The organism is Neobacillus sp. DFD-2R (assembly GCF_057747865.1).
Genome location: NZ_CM173228.1, coordinates 20,356 through 42,545, shown reverse-complemented (window position 1 = coordinate 42,545; position 22,190 = coordinate 20,356). Strand labels below are relative to the sequence as shown.

The following is a 22,190-nucleotide window of genomic DNA, read 5'->3' as shown; positions in this document are numbered from 1 at the left end:
TTTATTTCTGGTTGAAAAATTAAAACACTGTATTTATAATAACAAAGTAGTTGAATATTTATAAATTAATTAACATAAATAAACAAAGGAGTGTTAGATTTGAAAAAATCTTTTGTTATAATCTTATCACTAATCATGAGTATGGCCATTTTAGCAGCCTGCGGTACCTCAGGCAATCAGCAAAATAAATCCACTGCGTCACAAGGGAATGCACCGAAAAAGAAATTGATTATGGCTACTTCTGCAGATTACCCTCCATATGAAGATTTTGACACAGTTTCAGGCAAAATTGTCGGCTTTGATGTCGATATTGCTAAATATATTGGCAGTAAACTAAATTTTGATGTCGATGTAAAGGACATGGATTTTAATGGACTGCTTCCTGCTTTACAGTCCAAGCGTGCTGATTTCGTAATGGCCGGTATGACCCCAAAACCGGAACGCTTGAAAAACGCTGATTTCTCTGATATCTATTTTGAGGCAAAAAATACCATCATATCAAAGACAAATGCAAACTTTAAAACTTTAGATGATTTAAAAGGCAAAAAAGTAGGCGTTCAGCTTGGTTCTATTCAAGAGGGAGCAGTCAAGGATGTTAAAGGGATTCAAATTGTATCTTTAAATAAAATCCCCGATATCATTCAGGATCTAAAAGCAAACCGTATTGATGCGGCTGTTATCGAGGACACTGTTGCGAAAGGATATACAGCATCCAATACAGATCTTAAATTTACTGTTATTCCAAACACTGAAATTGCCGGATCTGCCGTAGCCTTTCCGAAAGGCTCATCATATGTTGCTGAATTCAACAAAGTATTAAAGGAAATGAAGGCTAACGGTGAAATGGATAAATTAGTTAAAAAATGGTTTAACAAAAAATAATTATAAGGGAGGAGAGCAGGGCATGCATTTGCAATTTAATCAAATCGTGCCCTATATCCCTTTTATTTTACAAGGGATATTGGTCACGTTACAATTTACAATCCTCTCAACTATCATTGGTTTTATTCTGGGAATTGTACTTTCGCTTATTAAAATCTCCACTATTAAACCGCTAAAATGGTTAGGTGTATTTTATACATCGATTTTCCGGGGAACCCCATTAATTTTACAGATTGCATTAATCTATTATGCTATCCCGCAATTGACGGGATATGATATTCCGGCATTACAAGCCGGGGTTATTGCCTTTGCCCTAAATTCAGCTGCTTATGTTTCTGAAACCATTCGAGGCGGCATTTTGGCAGTAGATAAGGGACAGCGCGAAGCTGCATTATCTCTAGGTGTTCCCTATCGGCAAATGATGAAAGATATCATTCTTCCACAAGCCATTAAAAATATTCTGCCCGCATTGGCGAATGAGAGTATTGCTTTGCTGAAAGATTCAGCCTTAGTATCTACTATTGGTGTAACAGATCTATTACGTCGTGCCAGTATTGTCGGTTCCAAAACATTCCTATATTTTGAACCGCTTATTCTAGTGGGCCTGATTTACTATGGAATGGTTCTGCTTCTGACTGCAGGTGCACGTGTATTAGAAAGGAGACTTCGTCGTAGTGATTAAGGTAGAAAACGTTTATAAGTCATTTGGTAAATTAGAAGTATTAAAAGGGATTTCTACTGATATTAACAAAGGTGAAGTTGTGGCTGTTATCGGACCATCCGGTTCCGGAAAGTCCACTTTCTTACGGTGCCTAAATTTACTGGAAACCCCTACTAGCGGGAAGGTAGTGGTGAATGGTCAAGAAATTACCGATCCAAAAACAAATATCTTATCCCTACGCCAGAATATTGGAATGGTATTTCAACATTTCCATTTATTCCCTCATAAAACAGTCCTGCAGAATATGATATATGCTCCTATCACTGTTAAAAAAGTCGCGAAAGAGGCGGCTGAAAAAAAGGCGATGGAGTTATTAAAACGAGTTGGTTTAGAGGACAAGGCAAATATATATCCTTCCAAGTTATCAGGAGGGCAAAAGCAGCGTGTTGCCATTGCAAGAGCACTAGCGATGGAACCGGAAATCATGTTGTTTGATGAACCGACATCTGCACTCGATCCGGAAATGGTAAAAGAGGTATTGGATGTAATGAAATCTTTAGCCCATACCGGAATCACCATGGTCATTGTGACACATGAAATGGGCTTCGCAAGGGAAGTCGCCGACCGCATCGTCTTTTTGGACGAAGGAAAATTAATGGAGGATTCGGCTCCCCAGGAGTTTTTTGCAAAACCAAAGAGCGATCGCGCACGTGCATTTCTTGAGAAAATTTTATAATTATAAAGAAAAGCCCTCGAAGGTTAGTGAAACTTCGGGGCTTTTTTTATATTATTTTTATTGATTTTCCAGGCAAACCTTACTCTAACAAAATCAAACAAAGTTAATTATCGTTTAAGAAACCCATTTATCATCTGTTGGAACATTTGCCGCTCCACGCTTCCCTATTCCCAATGCATAATAACTAATGGTAATGATACCAAGAAAAGAAATCCCTACAATAAGAGATATACGAGTATCTGTATTAAACCACATACCTATTAATACCATAACTAAGAAAGCAATTGTCATGAAATTGGATACAGGTGCAAAAGGCATTTTGAATGGATGATTGTCCATTTTAGCACCGTTTACTTTTTTGAATTGAATTTGACTAATCAGAATAACAAACCACGGAATCATTCCGGGAAGTACGCTCGCGCTGTAAACATATACGAATAAATTTTTTGGTGCAATATAACTTAGAATAACGCCAACCGCTAAACCAACTAGTACACCAATGGTACCGAATAAAGGCACACCATTATGAGATAGTTTCATAAAAATTTTTGGTGCTTGTCCATTTATGCCTAATGTGTAAAGCATACGGCCTGCACTGTAAATACCGCTATTACAACCGGACATTGCAGAAGTGATGACAACAAAGTTAATAATTCCTGCTGCTACTGTAATCCCCACTTTCGCAAAAGTTGCAACAAATGGGCTGCCAATTGAATGTAATTGATTCCATGGGTAAACCGTTACAATAACAAAGATTGCACCAATATAAAAAATTAAAATACGCCAAATGATACTTTGAATAGCTTTCGTTAACGTTTTTTGCGGATCTTTTGCTTCACCTGCTGTAATCCCAATTAATTCGACACCTTGATAAGCTGCAATAACAAGTGATAAAGCAAAGAAGAATCCTGTCCAACCGCCTGTAAAGAAACCTCCATTTTTCCAAAGGTTTGATAATCCGGTTGCAACTCCTCCGTTACCAATTCCGAAGAAAATCAGACCAAATCCTGCCACAATCATTAAGACGATGGTGATGACTTTAATCAATGAAAACCAAAATTCAAATTCACCAAATGATTTAACTGAAATTAAGTTTGCCGCTCCAAGAATCACCATTGCAATTAAACCCGGAATCCAAGCAGGAAGATCGGGGAACCAATATTGCATGTACGCCCCGACGGCAATAATTTCTGACATCCCGACAATAACCCATTGGAACCAGTTACTCCATGCAGTTAAATAGCCTGCTAATGGATGAATATACTTATAACCAAATGTTGCAAACGAACCTGTACTGGGCTCTGCATACAACATTTCCCCCATGGCACGCATAATGAAAAATATAAAAATTCCGGAAATGACATAAGCAAGGAGTACGGATGGTCCTGTCCACTGAATCGCACTTGCTGAGCCCATAAATAAACCAACGCCAATTGTACCGCCCAGAGCAATCATCTGAATATGTCGCGATTCCAGTCCTCTCTTCAGTTCTTTATTTGCCACTTTGTTTCCTCTCCTCCACTAACTGCTACAACACCCATTGTTCCACAGGCGGAAGCAATAAAATTTTCTTCATAAGCAACATCTCTATAGCGGAAAAACAATCACTTTTTCCGCAAAACGCGTATTTATATAAGTTATTATAAATCCGTATTACGAAAAATCAAGGTATTGTATTCAATTCGCGTACTTTTTTCTGTTCTAGTCTATTTTCCTATGTTATAATGAGTTCGATATTTTAACTATAATAGAACGAACAAAAGAATGATTTTTTTGTAGGTCCACACTCGTTTATATCCATATACATAATAGAAAATTGGACATAAACGGGATTTATTTACAACTCCATTTTCATAAAAGATTTTATTAACTACAACCATAGAGGAGGAATTGGAAGTGTCTATCGGAACAGGTGCCAGTACGCATACGATTATGCGTTTACAATTAGATGTACAGGTTTTTTCATTTGGGGAAATTGCAAGCTGTATAAGCGCTGCAGGCGGAGATATTATTGGGGTCGACGTAATATCCTCAAGTAAAACCCAATCGATTCGTGATATCACAATAAATGTTCATGGGGTAAAGCAAAGGGAACTTATTTGTGAATTGCTTCCAAAGCTGAAAGGTGTCAAAGTATTGCAAATTTCTGACCGGACTTTTCTGATGCATCTTGGCGGGAAAATAGAGACTGCACTTAAAACCAGGATTAAGAGCCGGGAGGATTTGGCAAGAGTATATACGCCCGGTGTCGCAAATGTTTGTACAGCCATTGCCGAGGAACCGGAAAAAGCTTATTCCTTAACAATCAAGCGGAACACAGTTGCTGTCATCTCCGACGGGACCGCTGTTCTTGGTCTGGGCAATATTGGCCCGTCTGCGGCCATGCCGGTAATGGAAGGGAAGTCGATGCTTTTTAAGCAGCTGGCTAATGTTGATTCCTTTCCTATCTGCCTTGACACTCAGGATACAGAAGAAATTATTTGTACGATAAAAGCGATCGCCCCGGCCTTTGGAGGAATTAACTTAGAAGATATTTCAGCACCAAGATGCTTTGAAATTGAAGAAAGGTTAAAAAATGAACTCGATATCCCTGTATTTCATGATGACCAGCATGGAACAGCGGTAGTTCTTCTAGCCGGACTTTTAAATGCATTAAGAATCACGAAGAAAAGGATAGAAGATATTAAAGTGGTCTTCACCGGTATCGGTGCAGCCGGTATTGCTTGCACCAAAATTCTTTTATCAGCCGGGGTTCGTAACGTTATTGGGGTTGACAGGCATGGAGCCATTCACCGTGACACAGAATATGAAAATAAGTATTGGAATGATTATGCCAAGATAACCAATCCGGACAATCTAAAAGGTACTTTATCAGATGTGATTGTTGGAGCCGACGTATTTATTGGTGTATCAGCTCCAGGGATTTTAACTGTTGAAGATGTAAAGACAATGGCGAAAGATCCAATCGTGTTTGCGATGGCAAACCCTATGCCTGAAATTGATCCTGAATTAGCTGAACCATATGTTAGGGTTTTAGCGACAGGCCGGTCTGATTTTCCAAACCAAATTAATAATGTTCTTTGTTTTCCGGGGATTTTCCGCGGTGCACTGGATAGCCGCGCGAGTGAAATTAACGAGGAAATGAAAGTAGCGGCTGCTCAAGCAATTGCATCCGTTGTTTCCGATGAAGAGCTAAGTGAGTCCTATATTATTCCAAGTGTATTTAATGATAAGGTAGTAGAGGGTGTACGTGCAGCAGTAATGAAAGCAGCGTATCAAACAGGAGTCGCACGGAAAGAACAGCGTAAGTAAACAAATAGAATGATATAAAAAATGCCTGGCCCGATTTGAATGGGAACAGGCATTTTTTATGATAAAGAAGTTTTAGAGACCTGCTTTCGGACTGGCTCACGCCTTTTTCTCAGCCCCTTGTCCGAATGAGACCTGCTTTCGGACATGATCACTCTTTTTCCGCCTTGCACTGTCTGAATGAGACCTGTTTTCGGACATGATCACTCTTTTTCCAGCTTGTCCTGTCCGAATAAGACCTGTTTTCGGACATGATCACTCTTTTTTCGCCTTGCACTGTCTGAATGAGACCTGCTTTCGGACATGATCACTCTTTTTCCAGCTTGTCCTGTCCGAATAAGACCTGTTTTCGGACATGATCACGCTTTTTTCGCCTTGCACTGTCTGAATAAGACCTGCTTTCGGACACGATCACGCTTTTTTCGCCTTGCACTGTCTGAATAAGACCTGCTTTCGGACTGGCTTACGCCTTTTTCTCAGTCCCTTGTCCGAATGAGACCTGCTTTCAGACACGTTCACGCTTTTTTCTCCTTGTCCTGTCCGAATGGTACCTGCTTTCGGACACGATCACCCTTTTTTCTCCTTGACCTGTCCGAATGATACCCTCATTAGGACACGATCACGCTTTTTTCGCCTTGCACTGTCTGAATAAGACCTGCTTTCGGACACGCTCACGCTTTTTTCGCCTTGCACTGTCTGAATAAGACCTGCTTTCGGACACGCTCACGCTTTTTTCGCCTTGCACTGTCTGAATAAGACCTGCTTTCAGACACGATCACGCTTTTTTCTCCTTGGACTGTCTGAATGAGACCTGCTTTCGGACACGCTCACGCCTTTTTCGCCTTGCACTGTCTGAATAAGACCTGCTTTCGGACACGATCACGCCTTTTTCGCCTTGCACTGTCTGAATAAGACCTGCTTTCGGACTGGCTCACGCCTTTTTCTCAGTCCCTTGTCCGAATGAGACCTGCTTTCAGACATGATCACTCTTTTTCCACCTTGCCCTGTCCGAATGGTACCTGCATTCAGACACGATCACTCTTTTTTCTCCTTGACCTGTCTGAATGGGACCTGCTTTCGGACATGATCACTCTTTTTCCAGCTTGTCCTGTCCGAATGAGACCTGCTTTCAGACATGTTCACGCTTTTTCCGCCTTGCACTGTCTGAATAAGATCAGCTTTCGGACACGATCACGCTTTTTTCTTAGTCCCTTGTCCGAATGAGACCTGCTTTCGGACATGACCACTCTCTTTTCACCTTGTCCTGTCCGAATGGGACTTGCATTCAAATTCCAGCGATAAAAGCTAATAGTTCAGGGTAATTATTTAATATAAAAACCGCCTCTATTTGTGATACGGTTCCCCGCGATTAATCCGATAAACACGGTAAATCTGTTCCACAAGTATGAGTTTCATGAGTTGATGGGGGAAGGTCATTTTTGAAAAAGACAGCTGTTCGTTCGACCTATTCAATACTTCCTCACTTAGCCCCAGTGATCCGCCGATAATGAAGGCAATTTTACTTTTTCCGTATGTAGCTAATTTATCCAATGTCTTGGCAAGCTCTTCTGACGATTGCATTTTCCCGTTAATCGCTAAAGCAATCACATATGTATCCTGGCTTATCTTTGCTAAGATCCTTTCACCCTCTTTTTGCTTTACCTGCAGCATTTCCAACTCACTTAATTCTTCGGGGGCCTTTTCATCTGCAACCTCGATAATTTCCACCTTCGCATATGCCGATAATCTTTTTAAATATTCATCAATACCAAGTTTCAAATATTTCTCTTTTAATTTGCCAACCGTCACAATCGAGATATTCACAATCCACAACCCTTTTCAAAAAGATTACAAACAGTTTACAAACAAGATATCCACAGAAGTTATCCACATGTCCACATTTTTTATCCACATCTTGTATGGGATCACTCGTTCGCCACAACATATGTAGCCATATTTCGACAATATTCACAGCTTGTTGATAAGTTATCCACAGGAATTTTTGTTAATAACGGAAATGTTTCATATTCATCCACAATCGTATCTAAAGCAATATCCACATGTTCCTCACAGCAATATATCATTATTCATTTCACCTTCCATACTAAAATCATTTCCTTTAGCCCTATTTTATACTTTTGCATCTGCTCCAATACAAAGGCCGGATACCTCAATCATATTACCATAGAAAAAAGCAGGAACGTCACATTCCTGCCTTTTTTCCTATTTTTGTGAAGAAGTATCCGCAACTAATTTTAAGGTTGTTTCTTGTAAGTTTCCTGCACGGTAAAACTTCACCTTCATCGTTTCGCCGATTTTCTTCTTCTGATACAGATGTTTCCGAAGATCAATGACATCCTTTATTTTTTCTCCATCCAATTCTACGATGACATCCAGCTCTTTTAATCCTGCCTGAGCGGCCGGCGAGTTTGGCACTACCTGACGAAGCGCTACACCATAGGTAATATTTCCGGGAAGTTTAAGAGCTTCTTGTTGATAGTAAGCAGGAATTTCGGAAACCGATTTTAAATCGACTCCCATATATGGACGTTTCACACTGCCATAATGCTCAAGATCGTTAATAATCGGCTTTGCTGAATTTATTGGAATCGAAAAGCCGATTCCTTCAACAGCCTCTTGGGATATTTTCATGGAATTAATGCCGATAACCTGGCCGGCTATATTGAGGAGTGCTCCACCACTGTTACCGGGATTAATTGCGGCATCCGTTTGTAAAACTTCCGCTTGCCAATCGATCACGCCATCTTCGTTAATATCGACAGGAATTGTCCGCTTAAGCCCTGAAATAATACCTTCCGTTACAGACCCTGAGAAGGTAGGGCCAAGTGGATTCCCAATGGCAATAACGGGTTCCCCTAATTTTAGGACATCAGAATTACCGAATTCAGCAACTTCCTTTACTTTGCTTCCGTCAATTTGCAGTACCGCTAAATCTGTCCATATATCAGTGCCCAGAAGCTTTGCCGGAACTTTTGTCCCGTCGTTTAAACTTACCTCTAAGCTTGTTGCTCCTTCTACAACGTGGTTATTCGTTACAATAAACGCATTATTACCTTCTTTTTTATAAATGACTCCTGAGCCCGTCCCGGCCGCTTGCTTGGAGTTGTTTCCATTGTCTGACCAAAAGTTTGTTGATTGGATATTGGTGATTCCGACTACCGCTGCACCGGTTTTATCAACCGCTTTTGTCGTATCGGTACTAACTTTAACAGAAACCTGTTCCGTGTTGATACCTTGATTCGTATTATTTGTTTCTGCACCAAGGTTTTGATTCGTTTGAATTTTATACGGAAGGAATCCTTGGTTAGACAATGTTGGGATGGCAAGAACGACTACTATTGCACCAATAATAGCACCCGCTAAACTGGTAATAAAATACCTGCCTTTGCTTCCTTTCTGTTCCTTATAGCGCCCCTGAGAATGATCATCATAATAACCCACTTTACACCATTCCTCTCTTTCGAAAAGATTGCTAATTACTATTTTGGCTTATATAAACAATTATACTCCTTGATATTAAAATTTATAAAAATCTCCCAACTTTTTCATAGTTTGTTCTTTTTTATAAAGGCTCTTTTAAATTTGCCTGTTGATTTCCGCTCCAGGCACTTGCTTTCCGCGGGCGGTCAGGAGCCTCCTCGGCGCTAAGCGGACGCCACTGAAAAAGTCCTTTTCTGCTAATAATGAGATTTCCTGCCAACTAAAATCCCAAAAAATTGCGTTTTTCACCATCAAAGTAGGGAGAGGAAAATGGTTTTCATCGATTTTTCAGTCAATAGTGGGGATGGTTTTTTCAGGGAATCACCTATTGCAAAATATCTTGGACTTTTTCAGTGGCCTCGCTAAGCGCCTGCGGGGTCTCCCTTGACCCGCTTTTCCCGCTGGGGTCTCGTGCCTTCCGCTCCAATCAACATAGTGAGCTAAATCAACAATGAGCTTTAACATAGCCTTTTATAAAAAAAGAGTGAAGAGGCTTATTAGCTGCTTCTTCACTCTTTATTCCCGGATTATTTCTTTGTATACATAAAACTCTATACTGCGGTCAATATCGTTGGTGTTTTCGGATCTGTATCGTATAGCTCAAAGTGTTCACCAACAATTAATCCTTGGCTTTGCAGTGTTTGTGATACGGACATTCGCGCCAAGTCTTTCATATTATTATCAAGACTTAAATGGGCAAGGTAGACCCTCCTGGTGTTGTCACCGATTACTTCACTCATGGCAATTGCAGCATCTTCATTGGAAACATGACCGACATCACTCAAGATTCTTCGCTTAATGTTCCATGGATATCTTCCCATTCTCAGCATTTGAACATCATGATTCGATTCAAAAATATACGCTTCGGCATTGGAGATAATCCCTTTCATCCGGTCGCTGACATACCCTGTATCCGTGATTAGAACCAGTTTTTTCCCGCCTTGATGAAAAACGTAAAACATAGGTTCAGCGGCATCATGTGATACTCCAAATGATTCGATATCTGTTGACCCAAAGCTTTTTACCGTTTCCATATTGAAAATAAACTTTTGGTCAGTTGGAATCTCACCAACTAGTCCTTCCATGGCACGCCATGTCAATTCATTTGCATAAACAGGCAATTTATATTTACGTGCAAGCACACCAATTCCTTTAATATGATCACTGTGTTCGTGCGTGACGAATATTCCGGTAAGCTTACTAATATCACGGTCAATTTGCCCGAAAAGAGCTTCCATTTGCTTCCCGCTGAACCCGGCATCAACAAGGAATGAATGCTCATCAGACTCTACATACAGTGCATTCCCCGTACTGCCGCTTGCTAAGACGCTGTAACGTAATGACATACTATTTCACTCCACTGACTTTTTTTCATCACTGTTAAATTGAATAATCTGACCTTCAAACGCATTTACAAAAAGACTTTCTTTATCATCCACCACAAAGCGCCATGTTGGAGCTAAAACTTGTGAGGCAGCGAGCTGGATCAAGGTCGAATACCCGAGTTCAATTTTTGTGATTTTGCTCTTAGGTTTCAGCAGTCCCTTTTGATGCAATGTTTCTATCGCCTTTAATGGAGGGAGAATTTCCTCTTTTGCCGTAAGTTTTTCAATCTCTTCAAGATACGTTTGTTCATAGGAAACAATTTGGTCATCTGAATTCAGCTTGAAGGTGATCATCCCATTGATATTTTTATAAAATGGATAATTATCATTTTCTTGAAAATAAGTAATGGTATTCAATTTATCGCTTTTCTCCCAAAATTGATAATGGTCACCATAAAGAAGGTTGTCCTTAATAAAGTTCGAAAGGTCGGCAGGCTCAAATTTTGAGCTAATTTGCACCGGCTTTTCCAATACTGACTCAATCGTGGTTCCATTCTTTACCGTGGCAACTTGCCCCTTTAACTTAGAAATATCACTTTTATTGAAAAGCTTCGGTTTTGCACTCAAATATTGATCTTTAATCACTGCTTTCGGAAGCTCGACATATTGAATTTCATCGGCCTTAAGTTTTTCTTCGACAGAGGCCTCCGTTATGACTTCATATTTATTGGCATCACGGATTTTCAAGAATTGATATAAGAGATAAACATCCAGGATTAAGAAGGTTATGATAAAAATCGTTTTAATTTTACTCCAATCCATGCTTTAATCCTCCCAGGTCGTCCATTGAAATCTGCCCCCATGTTTTATCATAACGGTAATACCAGGCAGGTTCTAAGAGGATTAATTTTTTCTCTTCTGAATCTCTTCCCATTCGATAGCCCAACACCAGATCCTCAAGAAGCTCCGGCCTAAAATTCTTACGGCCTTGCAGGTACTTTATTACATCATGACCGGATGGGAGGGTCATCTTTTGCATTTCAGTCCTTAATGGGAGCTCTAAAGAAATATTTGGGCGGACATATTTATTAATTTCATCTTTGCCCCAAACCTCGTTAATTTCTGAAAGTCCTGTTTCATTAAAGACAGGGAACCCATCAATACTATATAGCCTGAAAGTTACAGAACCGTTCGTTTCATTTTTAGCTACATAATGATAAGAGTCAGACCATCCGCCATGCTCATTGACAAAATCAATACTTCGCTTTAACAGCTCATAGGGTTTTTCAATATAATCATTCTCCGCAGTTGGATTAACATAAATCAGCATATTGCTGCCGTAATTCACTGTCATTTTACTTGAACCGTTTGTGTACTCTTCACCCTGTGAGATAAAGCTTTTTTGAACAAAGCTTGGGTCGCTGAAAAGGGCGTCCTTGAAATCTTCTGATGGCAGAGTTACCGGCAAATATTTATACTGCATCATATCCGTTTCCTTCTCAGGCAAAAATATGGTCCGCTTAGGTGAAGCATAAGCAAAGTAGCGCGGGAACCGTTCTGCATTTTTATAAAAATTATGATAAAAATTATTGAGATAGGCCGGTGATATATGACTTATATAAACCTGCTGATTAATAGTGGAAACAAAATAAACAATTCCATTTTCCTTATCAGAATTCTCTACATTGATGATAATCCGATCAAAATTAAAAGAAGGGATCTTTTTTTCCTTAAAATTGAGAACGCTCCGATATAATTCAATCGGCACCTCACCGGGAAAAACAATTTCAGTGTTGCCATTTCCATGCGTCAATTCGTTTATATTACCGGCTTTATCGGAATAATTTTTAACATCATAGAACGTCCAAAGACTCAATTCTTTGATTATTTTTTCAAGGTCTGTGGTGCTGTTGGTTCCGTAATGTGCACCCTTAATATGGTATAGAACTTGATCCGGTGTAACAATTTTTTGGACTTCTTGTTTTTCACTTACATTGACCTCTGCAACATAATTACTGTTTTGCATCGTTTCATAATTGGGCTGGTACGTCCAAAGATTCCATGTCAACACAATACTAAACAACACGAGTATGACTAAAATAGCTGATTTAATATTTTCGTATCTCATCACCATTCATCCTCTTCAAATCGCTCGTATGGCAGTGAAAAAGAAATAACCGTTCCTTTTCCTTCCACACTCGTTGCCCATATTGTCCCGCCATGCGCATTCACCATTTCTTTCGCAATAGCAAGACCAAGCCCCGTTCCGCCCAATTTTCGGGTCCTTGCTTTATCAACCCGGTAAAAACGGTCAAAGATTTTTCCGATATTTTCTTTTGGAATTCCCATACCTTCATCGGAAATACTGACAATAATTTTTTCTTCTTCCTCTTTAATAGAGAAGGTAACTTGTCCTCCTTCCGGTGAGTACTTAATAGCATTTGAAATAATATTATAAAGTACCTGTGTCATCTTATCTTCATCCAATTCAACAAAGATGGCATGAGGGGGCAGTTGTCTTTTGAAGGTGACATTTGAATCCTTTGCCATTTCCAAGCGGTCGATAATGCGATGAAAGAAAGTAACAAAATTCACCCATTCTTTATTAAGCCGATAATCTGTGCTGTCCATTTTCGATAGTTGAAGCAGGTCATTGACCATCCGAATCATTCTTTCGGTTTCCGTCTTGGTCACCTCTAAAAATTTGGGAGCTATTTCTTCATCTCTCCAGGCACCATCAGCAAGGGCCTCCAGGTAACTTCTCATTGAAGTTAACGGCGTTCTTAGCTCATGGGATACATTGGCTACAAACTCTCTTCGCTCAGCATCAATTTTTTCCAGTTCCGTAATATCATGAAGAACAGCAATTAAGCCATTCACAAATCCGGTATCCTTTTGAATAACAGAAAAGTTAGCTCGGAGAATATAGCGTTTCGCTTTTGTACTATAATCCAAGATTAAAGAATCCTTTTCTTCCAGCAGGTCCTCGAAGGAATTTGTATCACTTAACCCCAATAAAGAAACAATTGGCTGAGAGAGGACTGTTTCACGTGAAACATCAAGCATCTCTGCTGCGGGATCATTAATTAAAATAACCCGACCCTTTCGATCGGTTGCAATTACGCCATCTGTCATATAAGAGAGGACAGACGAGAGCTTTCTTCTTTCTCCTTCTGTCATTGCCTGTGCTTCCTGAAGCTTTTTGGTTAAGTTGTTAAAGGTGATGGCTAATGTCCCAATTTCATCAAAACCATATACTCTTACTTTTCGCGAAAAATTACCCTTTGCCATTGCCAGTGCCTGCTTTTTCATATCAGCAATTGGTCTCGTAATGGTTTGGGCTAATAAAATACCTAAAATAGCCGTAATCGATAAGGCGATTGCCGTTCCTGTTGCAAAAATACGATTAATGGTCTTCATTTGTTCGAAGACATTTTCTATTTTTGCAACAAGATAAATTGCTCCGATTACCTTTTTACCTGATTTAATCGGAGTGGAGAGGACCCAAATTCGATGCCCTGTCCTTGGGTCAATTAAAATATTGCTTTGGTCTTCTTCTAAAACCAAGGATTGTTTGATTCTAAGATCGGTAGTCCTTTGACCGACCAGTCCTTGATTATTGGGATCCGATGTTCCAATAATCTTTAATGATCTGCCGTCAATTAGCCGAACTTCAGAAATATCAACAGCTGAAAAGTCCCTTAGAATTTTCTTAACGTCCGCTTCCAGAGTCGGATCGTCTGCTGTCCGCTCTTTTTCCATCTCTTGAACAATATTATAAGCAAGCAAGTTAACACGTGCTTTTAAAGAAGTCTGGAAATTCGTCCTTAAGGTTTCTTCTAGCTGTTTGACAAAATACACTCCAATAATTTGCATGGCAACTAAAATTAGCAGGACATAGATGATGACAAATTTAACGTGTATGGAACGAAAAAAACCGACTTTTCTCATGAAGGCTATTACTCCTGATCAGGATTCCGCAAATAGTATCCTACTCCTCTGCGAGTGACAATCCATGTCGGATGACTCGGGCTATCCTCAATTTTTTCCCGTAACCGTCTAACCGTTACATCAACCGTCCTTACATCACCGTAATAGTCGTAGCCCCAAACAGTTTGTAACAAATGCTCCCTCGTCATGACCTGTCCAATATGTTTAGCCAAATAATACAGCAGCTCAAATTCCCGATGGGTTAATTCAATCGTTTCTCCACGCTTAGAAACCACATAGGCATCAGGATGAATCACCAGTGAGCCTATTTCAATTTCGTTTGTTTCCGTCTCCGCATCCGGCTGGGCAATAATTTGCTGATGACGGCGTAGGTTTGCTTTTACGCGTGCAATTAATTCCCTGGTACTAAAGGGCTTCGTCACATAATCATCTGCCCCAAGTTCAAGGCCAAGCACCTTATCAATTTCAGAATCCTTTGCCGTTAGCATAATAATCGGCATCTCATATTTTTTACGGACTTCACGGCAAACTTCCATTCCGTCTTTTAGCGGAAGCATGATATCTAAGAGAACTAAGTCAGGCTGGATTTCTTCAACCATCGTTAGCGCCTCGTTTCCATCATAGGCGCAATAAACATCATAACCTTCCTTTTTTAAGTTAAACTGCAAAATATCCGCAATCGGCTTTTCATCATCAACAACAAGAATTTTCTTTTCCATACCCATTGCTCCTTTATATTAAAAATATCTTTATATAACAGTCATACCTACTCTATTTTACTTTACCATTTTATAAGCTTTAATTCATCTATTAGCAGCAGGTAGTAATTGTAAGAAATGCGAAAGCTCCCGGAACCCGGAATACATGTAAAAAGTCTCTAGTATTGACTAGAGACTATTTTGGGTATTATCTGAGCTAGGAAAGCGAGTTTTGAAAGCCGCCATTTTTATATACCTAAATTACGGTATTAACTCTCTTAACTAGTTCTTTATATCTACGAGGGAATTTTCCGGAATTTTAGACTACTATACTTTAACATAGTTTTTATAAAAAAAATTATCAGTCGCTATAATGTAACAAAATTGTATAATAGCTGACATTTTATGATATTTAGCGGAAAAGAAAGCAGGTTCATTTTCTCATGCGATTATTCGCGAAGAGATAGGTTCAAATCCCTATAAAAAAAGGATTTTTAGTCGTTTCCGAGGAATAGACTCTATTTTATAAAATAGGATAGAATTCGCGGATCTTTTGTTAGTTACCGGATTATTCACGACAAAACTATTACGATGGTTGGCATAAAAAAGAAGCTTACATTTGCAAGCTTCTTTTTGGGATGGCTCAGGACGGAATCGAACCGCCGACACAAGGATTTTCAGTCCTTTGCTCTACCGACTGAGCTACTGAGCCGTATTATTAATATGTCCTAAACCTTGTTTGAAGTTTTACCTTCGTCCCCATCTCAGAAAGCTTATTCAAGCAGCTGCTCGATGGGTACGCCGATGCTTATTCACAGTCGTTTATTCGATCGTGCTCTACCGACTGAGCCGTATTCTTAACTATGTATGAAAAATGGCGGTCCGGACGGGACTCGAACCCGCGACCTCCTGCGTGACAGGCAGGCATTCTAACCAACTGAACTACCGGACCAAATATATAAATTATGGCAGTCAGCAAGGAGACCGTCCTTGCCAGTCACTTACTGACCAGCCAAATGCCGATGACCCCTACGGGATTCGAACCCGTGTTACCGCCGTGAAAGGGCGGTGTCTTAACCGCTTGACCAAGGGGCCATACATATTGAAAGTTATTTTGCTAATGCAAAAAAATTTGGTGAGCCATGAAGGACTCGAACCTTCGACCCTCTGATTAAAAGTCAGATGCTCTACCAACTGAGCTAATGGCTCAAAATTAGAATTGTTTCCTAAACTTTGATTATCGTAAGTCAGATGCTCGAAATCTCTTACGAGCTTTCTCGCAACTCGCAGCTTATTCACGAAGCTTCGCTCGTTGCTCTACCAACTGAGCTAATGGCTCATACTAATTTATCTCGTTTGTAACGACGCTTTTTATAATATCATACATATTAAAAATTAAGCAATACTTTTTTAAAAAATTTTTTTAAAAAATTTTTTTAAAAAAAGTAAAGCCCTCTTGAAAGGAGGGCTTCTTATTATTGATTAAATCTGTCTCCAAGGGCTGCGGACGACATTTGTTTGGTTACGGTCGGGACCGACAGAGAAAGTAGTTAACGGAATCCCTGTGAGCTGTGTGACACGCTCTACATAATGACGTGCATTAGCAGGCAGTTCATCTAATGATTTGCAGCCTGTAATATCTTCTGTCCAGCCTGGCAGTTCTTCATAAACAGGTTCGCACTGAGCTAATATCTTTAGGCTTGCCGGATATTCTGTAATATGTTCACCTTTGTAGCTATAAGCCGTACAGATTTTTAAGGTTTCGATACCGGTTAAAACATCAATAGAATTGAGTGACAGGTCAGTTAAACCGCTGACACGGCGGGCATGGCGGACAACGACGCTATCAAACCAGCCAACACGGCGGGGACGTCCTGTTGTTGTACCATATTCACGTCCTACTTCACGAATCTGATGACCGATTTCATTATTCAATTCTGTAGGGAACGGACCATCTCCAACACGGGAAGTGTACGCTTTACAAACGCCGACTACATGGGTAATTTTAGATGGACCAACGCCGGAGCCAATGGTTACTCCGCCGGCAACCGGATTTGATGAAGTAACAAATGGGTATGTTCCTTGGTCAATATCAAGCATTACGCCTTGTGCGCCTTCGAAAAGAACACGCTTGCCTTCGTCCAAGGCATCATTCAATACAACAGATGTATCACAAACATATTGCTTAAATTGCTGTCCGTATTCATAATACTCGTCTAAAATATCTTCTTTCTTAAAACCGGTTGTCTCATAAATTCGTTCGAACAAGCGATTTTTCTCTTTAAGATTTTGCTCAAGCTTTTCTTCAAACACGTCACGTTCTAATAAATCTGCAATGCGGATACCGACACGAGCTGCCTTATCCATATAAGCAGGGCCAATACCTTTTTTGGTTGTGCCGATTTTATTAGCACCTTTACGCTCTTCCTCTACTTCATCAAGCTTAATATGGTATGGAAGGATAACATGGGCACGATTGCTGATTCTTAGGTTATCTGTTGTAACCCCTTTTTCATGCAAGTAGGCAAGCTCCGTAACAAGCGCCTTGGGATCAACGACCATTCCATTACCGATGACACAAATTTTTTCTTTATAAAAAATCCCTGATGGAATTAAATGCAATTTGTAGGTTTCGCCATTAAACTGAATGGTGTGACCTGCATTATTGCCTCCTTGATAACGAGCAATTGCTTCTGCATTTTCAGAAAGAAAATCCGTTATTTTTCCCTTTCCTTCGTCTCCCCACTGTGTACCAACAACCACAACTGATGACATTAAAGGCACCTCCGAAATTTATGCTTAAATTGAGTATCTTATTTAATCCATTACATAGTTTATCAATTTTCCTACAAAAAAGTCAACAAAACACGAACATTTTATACAAGCCTATAAAAATATGTTCGTAAAATACTAAATTAGAACTATATAAAAAAACCAGCCTCAAAATTTGAGGCTAGCCTGCTACACTCTTATGCACCCGGAGGGACGGCAGAATCATCAAAGCGTCTCTCCAAGTTAACAAATTTATTATATTCCTTTACAAAGGCCAGCTGTACCGTTCCGGTCGGACCATTACGCTGCTTGGCAATAATGATCTCAATGATGTTCTTAGCTTCGGATTCCTTATCATAATAGTCATCACGATATAGGAAGGCAACGATATCAGCGTCCTGCTCGATACTACCTGATTCACGGATGTCGGACATCATCGGACGCTTATCCTGACGCTGCTCAACACCACGCGAAAGCTGAGAAAGGGCAATGACAGGCACTTGAAGCTCACGGGCTAACTGTTTAAGGGAGCGGGAAATTTCGGATACTTCCTGCTGGCGGTTTTCACCGGACCGGCCGCTCCCTAAAATTAGCTGTAAATAGTCGATTAAAATCATTCCTAAGCCGTGCTCTTGCTTTAATCGACGGCATTTAGAACGAATATCGCTGATTCTCACACCGGGAGTATCATCAATAAAGATCCCCGTGCTTGCAAGACTTCCCATCGCCATCGTCAGCTTGCCCCAGTCTTCATCGGTCAGCGACCCGGTACGAAGCCTTTGGGCATCGATATTTCCTTCAGCACATAAGAGACGCATAACAAGCTGCTCAGCGCCCATCTCAAGACTGAAGATGGCAATATTTTCACCTGTTTTTTTGGCAACATTTTGGGCAATATTTAAAGCAAACGCTGTTTTACCGACAGAAGGACGGGCGCCGACAATAATTAAGTCATTGCGCTGGAATCCTGCTGTCATCCGGTCAAGTTCAACAAATCCGGTCTCAAGCCCGGTAATATCACCAACCCGGTTATGCATGAGCTCAATATTGTCATACGTACGGACGAGAACATCCTTAATGTTGTGGAAAGCACCGGCATTCTTCCTTTGTGCCACTTCCAGGATACTTTTTTCCGCTTCACTTAATAATGCTTCTACTTCATCCTCACGAGAATATCCATCGGAGGCAATCCCGGTAGCCGTTCGAATTAAACGTCTTAATAAAGACTTTTCTTCTACTATTCTAGCATAATATTCAATATTGGCTGCTGTCGGAACCGACCCCGCCAGCTCACTTAAATAACTAACTCCGCCAGTATCTTCTAACAGCTTTGAAGCAGCAAGCTCTTCCGTAACAGTGATAAGGTCAACCGCCTTACCAAGGTCATTTAGCTTTAGCATCACATTAAAGATTTTTTGGTGGGCAGCACGGTAGAAGTCTTCAGGGATTAAAATTTCAGAAGCCATTGTTAATGAAGATGGCTCTAGGAAAATGGCACCTAGAACAGCCTGTTCAGCTTCAATATTTTGAGGGGGCAGGCGGTCTGCAAATAAATCGCTCATATATTAAAAAACCTCCTATATTTAGAGGATTTATGATTAAAGGTTTGGCTATGTTAAACCTGCCTGTTGATTTCCGCTCCAGGCGCTCGCTTTGCGCCTGCGGGGTCTCCCTTGACCTGCTTTTCCCGCAGGACATTGAATAAGCTTCCACGAATATTCACCGCACGAAGAAAATGCGATAGCATTTTCGAGGAGTCTCGCGCCTTCCGCTCCAATCAACAGAGTGAGCTAAATCAACAATGAGCTTTAACAGCACCAAAGGTTTAAAACTATCATATCTCAAAAAGAAAAAAGTGACCAGTTCATACCGATCACATCACTTGTTCAACATTTATTATTTTATCATGTTTTTCTTGAAATTCGAACTGGGAAATTTAGTTTCCTTCTTTAACATGAACTGTTAATGTTGCTGTTACATCATGAAAAAGCTTCACAGGAACCTTGGTGTGGCCGAGGGTGCGAATTGCATCTGCCAATTCCATTTTCCGTTTGTCAATTTTAATGCCATGCTTCTTTTGCAGCTCTTCGGCAATTTGCTTCGTGGTAATGGAGCCGAATAATCTGCCGCCTTCACCTGCTTTAGCGATTAGTTCAACCGTAATTTTATCGACTACTTCTTTTAATTTTTTCGCTTCAGCGAGCTCTTCGGCTGCAAGCTTTTCTTCCTTCTTCTTTTGCGCATCTAACGTACTGATATTTGCCTGACTCGCTTCTTGAGCTAAGCCCTGCTTAATTAAAAAATTATGGGCATAGCCATCGGCTACATTCTTGACCTCACCTTTTTTACCTTTACCTTTAACGTCTTTTAGAAAAATTACTTTCATTCCTTTTTCACTCCTTCAAAATAATCATCAATTGCCAGTTTTAATTTCTCTTCTGTTTCTTCAATTGACAGACCTGAGATTTGAGTCGCAGCATTTGTTAGATGCCCTCCGCCTTGAAGACTTTCCATGATAATCTGGACATTGACTTTTCCCAATGACCGGGCACTTATTCCAATAACACCTTCGCTGCGTTTGGAAATTACAAAGGAAGCAATCACACCATCCATCGTTAGCAACGTATCTGCTGCCTGTGCGATGATTACTTGGTCATTGAATTCCTCTTCATTTCCTTTTGCAATCGCAATACCTTCCCGATAAAATGAAACGGATTCTATCAGCCTTGACCTTTTTATATAGGTTTCTACGCTTTCCTTCAAAAACTTTTGAACTAGAACCGTATCCGCACCCTGCCCCCGTAAATAAGCAGCTGCATCAAAGGTCCGTGCACCGGTCCGTAATGTAAAGCTTTTGGTATCGACAATAATTCCCGCTAAAAGTGCTGTCGCCTCAATCATTTCAATTTTACCCCGTTTGGGCTGATATTCAAGAAACTCCGTAACCAATTCTGCGGTTGATGATGCATATGGTTCCATATAAACCAGCAAAGGATTTTGGATAAAATCCTCGCCGCGGCGATGATGGTCAATGACCACTACATTATCGATTTTTAACAATCGCTCATCCATTACTAAAGAAGGCTTATGCGTGTCGACAATGACAAGAAGGGTTTTATCCGTTGCAATTTCTAAAGCTTCTTCCGGATTGATAAAGTGCGAAAATAATTGTTCTTGGTTACGGATTTCTTCCATAAGCCGCTGCACACCGGTGTCCATTTCTTGAAAATTCACAACAATATAGGCGTCTTTGAGATTCATCTGTGCCACTTTATAAATACCGATTGATGAACCGATTGAATCCATATCAGGATTCTTATGTCCCATGATAATCACTTTATCACTTGCAGTAATGAGATCCTTCAATGCGTGAGAAATAACCCGGGCTCTCACTCTAGTCCGCTTTTCAATCGGGTTTGTCTTCCCGCCGAAGAATTTAACCTTGCCATTTGGCTGTTTAATCGCCACCTGATCCCCGCCTCGTCCTAAGGCTAAATCCAGGCTTGACTGGGCAAGGGTTCCCAGTTCCGGCAAGGAAGATACACCTGCGCCAACCCCGATGCTTAAGGTAAAGGACACATTTTGTTTTGATGTCATTTCTCTTACATCATCAAGAATCGAAAACTTTCCTTTTTCAAGAAGCTGAAGAATTCCTTCATTAAAAACGGCAATAAACCGTTCTGAGGAAATTCTTTTTATAAAAATCCCATTATCCTGAGCCCATTTATTCAAAATAGACGTGACCAGGTTATTGATGCTTCCACGCATCTGGTCATCCATTCCTTGGGTTAAATCATCATAATTATCTAAAAAGATAATCGCAATAGCCGTTCTCTCTTCATGGTACATTTTTTCAATTTCCGTTTGTTCCGTTACATCAAAAAAGTAAAGTAAGCGTTCCTCACGTTTATGTATCACGCGAAATTTACGGTCATGCAGTGTAATAATTTCAGTTTCTACTTCCTGTTTAATTAATGGAATAAGGGCATCTGCTATATCATAAAGTGATCTTCCTACCAGTGTATCCTCATCAAAGCATGATGCAAGAAAAGGATTTGTCCATTCAATATAATACTCATCATTAATCAACATAATCCCGATTGGCATTTCCATAAGAGCTTCTTCGCCAACTCGTTTCACCCGATAGGAAAGAGTGGAGATGTATTCCTCCATTTCCTTCCTTTGGCGCTGTTCAATGACAATCATATAATAGATTGGGAAAAACATTAATAACAGTCCGGCCAAACTTAAAATCCTGTTATATAGAAATAGGATGATGAGCAGAACCACTGTAACGCCAACTAACCCGTAAAAAGGGTAGCGAATCGACCGCTTTTCTAAAAATGCAGGCAAGG

The 22,190-nt window shown here is 40.2% G+C and carries 17 protein-coding genes and 4 tRNA genes; 4 read left to right on the top strand and 17 right to left on the bottom strand.

Features of this window, described 5'->3' with window-relative positions; all coding sequences use genetic code 11:
- The first annotated feature begins 99 nt into the window (after positions 1-99).
- From AC3ANV_RS00215 to AC3ANV_RS00205, 3 genes are read left to right on the top strand one after another with little or no spacing between them, the layout of a single operon-like run.
- Positions 100-882, top strand: coding sequence for a transporter substrate-binding domain-containing protein (locus tag AC3ANV_RS00215; protein WP_488311700.1), 783 nt, complete (start codon positions 100-102; stop codon positions 880-882).
- 22 nt (positions 883-904) lie between these two features.
- A complete protein-coding gene (locus AC3ANV_RS00210; protein WP_488311699.1) occupies positions 905-1,564 on the top strand; it encodes an amino acid ABC transporter permease in 660 nt (219 codons plus the stop codon).
- Entirely contained in the window at positions 1,557-2,279 is a 723-nt protein-coding gene (locus AC3ANV_RS00205; RefSeq protein ID WP_488311698.1) for an amino acid ABC transporter ATP-binding protein, read from the top strand. The genes AC3ANV_RS00210 and AC3ANV_RS00205 overlap by 8 nt, the downstream gene beginning before the upstream one ends.
- Positions 2,280-2,393: 114 nt before the next feature.
- On the opposite strand, the gene AC3ANV_RS00200 is transcribed toward AC3ANV_RS00205, so the two are convergent.
- Entirely contained in the window at positions 2,394-3,782 is a 1,389-nt protein-coding gene (locus AC3ANV_RS00200) for an amino acid permease (protein ID WP_488311697.1), read from the bottom strand.
- A 429-nt stretch (positions 3,783-4,211) separates the two neighbouring features.
- Between AC3ANV_RS00200 and AC3ANV_RS00195 the strand changes: the two genes are divergently transcribed.
- A complete protein-coding gene (locus AC3ANV_RS00195; protein WP_488314353.1) occupies positions 4,212-5,591 on the top strand; it encodes an NAD-dependent malic enzyme in 1,380 nt (459 codons plus the stop codon).
- Positions 5,592-6,932: 1,341 nt separating this feature from the next.
- Here AC3ANV_RS00195 and rlmH read toward each other — a convergent pair.
- The 16 genes from rlmH to AC3ANV_RS00115 form a co-directional block, all read right to left on the bottom strand.
- Positions 6,933-7,412 (bottom strand): 23S rRNA (pseudouridine(1915)-N(3))-methyltransferase RlmH, encoded by a 480-nt coding sequence (rlmH, locus tag AC3ANV_RS00190; RefSeq protein WP_488311696.1) that lies wholly within the window; start codon positions 7,410-7,412, stop codon positions 6,933-6,935.
- Positions 7,413-7,513: 101 nt separating this feature from the next.
- The gene (locus AC3ANV_RS00185) at positions 7,514-7,672 is read right to left on the bottom strand and encodes a CxxH/CxxC protein (RefSeq protein ID WP_488311695.1); all 159 of its coding nucleotides are present in this window, start codon (positions 7,670-7,672) and stop codon (positions 7,514-7,516) included.
- 139 nt (positions 7,673-7,811) lie between these two features.
- Entirely contained in the window at positions 7,812-9,050 is a 1,239-nt protein-coding gene (locus AC3ANV_RS00180; protein WP_488311694.1) for a S1C family serine protease, read from the bottom strand.
- 590 nt (positions 9,051-9,640) lie between these two features.
- Positions 9,641-10,435, bottom strand: a complete 795-nt coding sequence (locus tag AC3ANV_RS00175; RefSeq protein WP_488311693.1) for an MBL fold metallo-hydrolase — start codon at positions 10,433-10,435, stop codon at positions 9,641-9,643.
- Positions 10,436-10,441: 6 nt separating this feature from the next.
- Positions 10,442-11,236 (bottom strand): two-component system regulatory protein YycI, encoded by a 795-nt coding sequence (locus tag AC3ANV_RS00170; RefSeq protein ID WP_488311692.1) that lies wholly within the window; start codon positions 11,234-11,236, stop codon positions 10,442-10,444.
- A complete protein-coding gene (locus AC3ANV_RS00165; RefSeq protein WP_488311691.1) occupies positions 11,223-12,542 on the bottom strand; it encodes a YycH family regulatory protein in 1,320 nt (439 codons plus the stop codon). Before AC3ANV_RS00165 ends, AC3ANV_RS00170 begins: the two co-directional genes overlap by 14 nt.
- Positions 12,542-14,365, bottom strand: a complete 1,824-nt coding sequence (gene walK, locus AC3ANV_RS00160) for a cell wall metabolism sensor histidine kinase WalK (protein WP_488311690.1) — start codon at positions 14,363-14,365, stop codon at positions 12,542-12,544. Before walK ends, AC3ANV_RS00165 begins: the two co-directional genes overlap by 1 nt.
- A gap of 8 nt (positions 14,366-14,373) precedes the next feature.
- Entirely contained in the window at positions 14,374-15,084 is a 711-nt protein-coding gene (gene yycF, locus AC3ANV_RS00155; RefSeq protein ID WP_488311689.1) for a response regulator YycF, read from the bottom strand.
- A 618-nt stretch (positions 15,085-15,702) separates the two neighbouring features.
- Positions 15,703-15,775 (bottom strand) — tRNA-Phe (locus tag AC3ANV_RS00150).
- A 163-nt stretch (positions 15,776-15,938) separates the two neighbouring features.
- Positions 15,939-16,015 (bottom strand) — tRNA-Asp (locus tag AC3ANV_RS00145).
- A 71-nt stretch (positions 16,016-16,086) separates the two neighbouring features.
- A tRNA-Glu gene (locus AC3ANV_RS00140) sits at positions 16,087-16,158 on the bottom strand.
- A gap of 38 nt (positions 16,159-16,196) precedes the next feature.
- Positions 16,197-16,272 (bottom strand) — tRNA-Lys (locus AC3ANV_RS00135).
- 273 nt (positions 16,273-16,545) lie between these two features.
- Positions 16,546-17,838 carry an adenylosuccinate synthase gene (locus tag AC3ANV_RS00130; protein WP_488311688.1) on the bottom strand — a complete coding sequence of 431 codons (1,293 nt, stop codon included), beginning with the start codon at positions 17,836-17,838 and terminating at the stop codon, positions 16,546-16,548.
- A 194-nt stretch (positions 17,839-18,032) separates the two neighbouring features.
- The gene (gene dnaB, locus AC3ANV_RS00125) at positions 18,033-19,397 is read right to left on the bottom strand and encodes a replicative DNA helicase (RefSeq protein ID WP_488311687.1); all 1,365 of its coding nucleotides are present in this window, start codon (positions 19,395-19,397) and stop codon (positions 18,033-18,035) included.
- Positions 19,398-19,771: 374 nt separating this feature from the next.
- Positions 19,772-20,221 carry a 50S ribosomal protein L9 gene (gene rplI, locus AC3ANV_RS00120; RefSeq protein ID WP_488311686.1) on the bottom strand — a complete coding sequence of 150 codons (450 nt, stop codon included), beginning with the start codon at positions 20,219-20,221 and terminating at the stop codon, positions 19,772-19,774.
- Complete coding sequence (locus AC3ANV_RS00115) at positions 20,218-22,188, bottom strand: DHH family phosphoesterase (protein WP_488311685.1); 1,971 nt, start codon at positions 22,186-22,188, stop codon at positions 20,218-20,220. The genes rplI and AC3ANV_RS00115 overlap by 4 nt, the downstream gene beginning before the upstream one ends.
- Between the last annotated feature and the right edge of the window lie 2 nt (positions 22,189-22,190).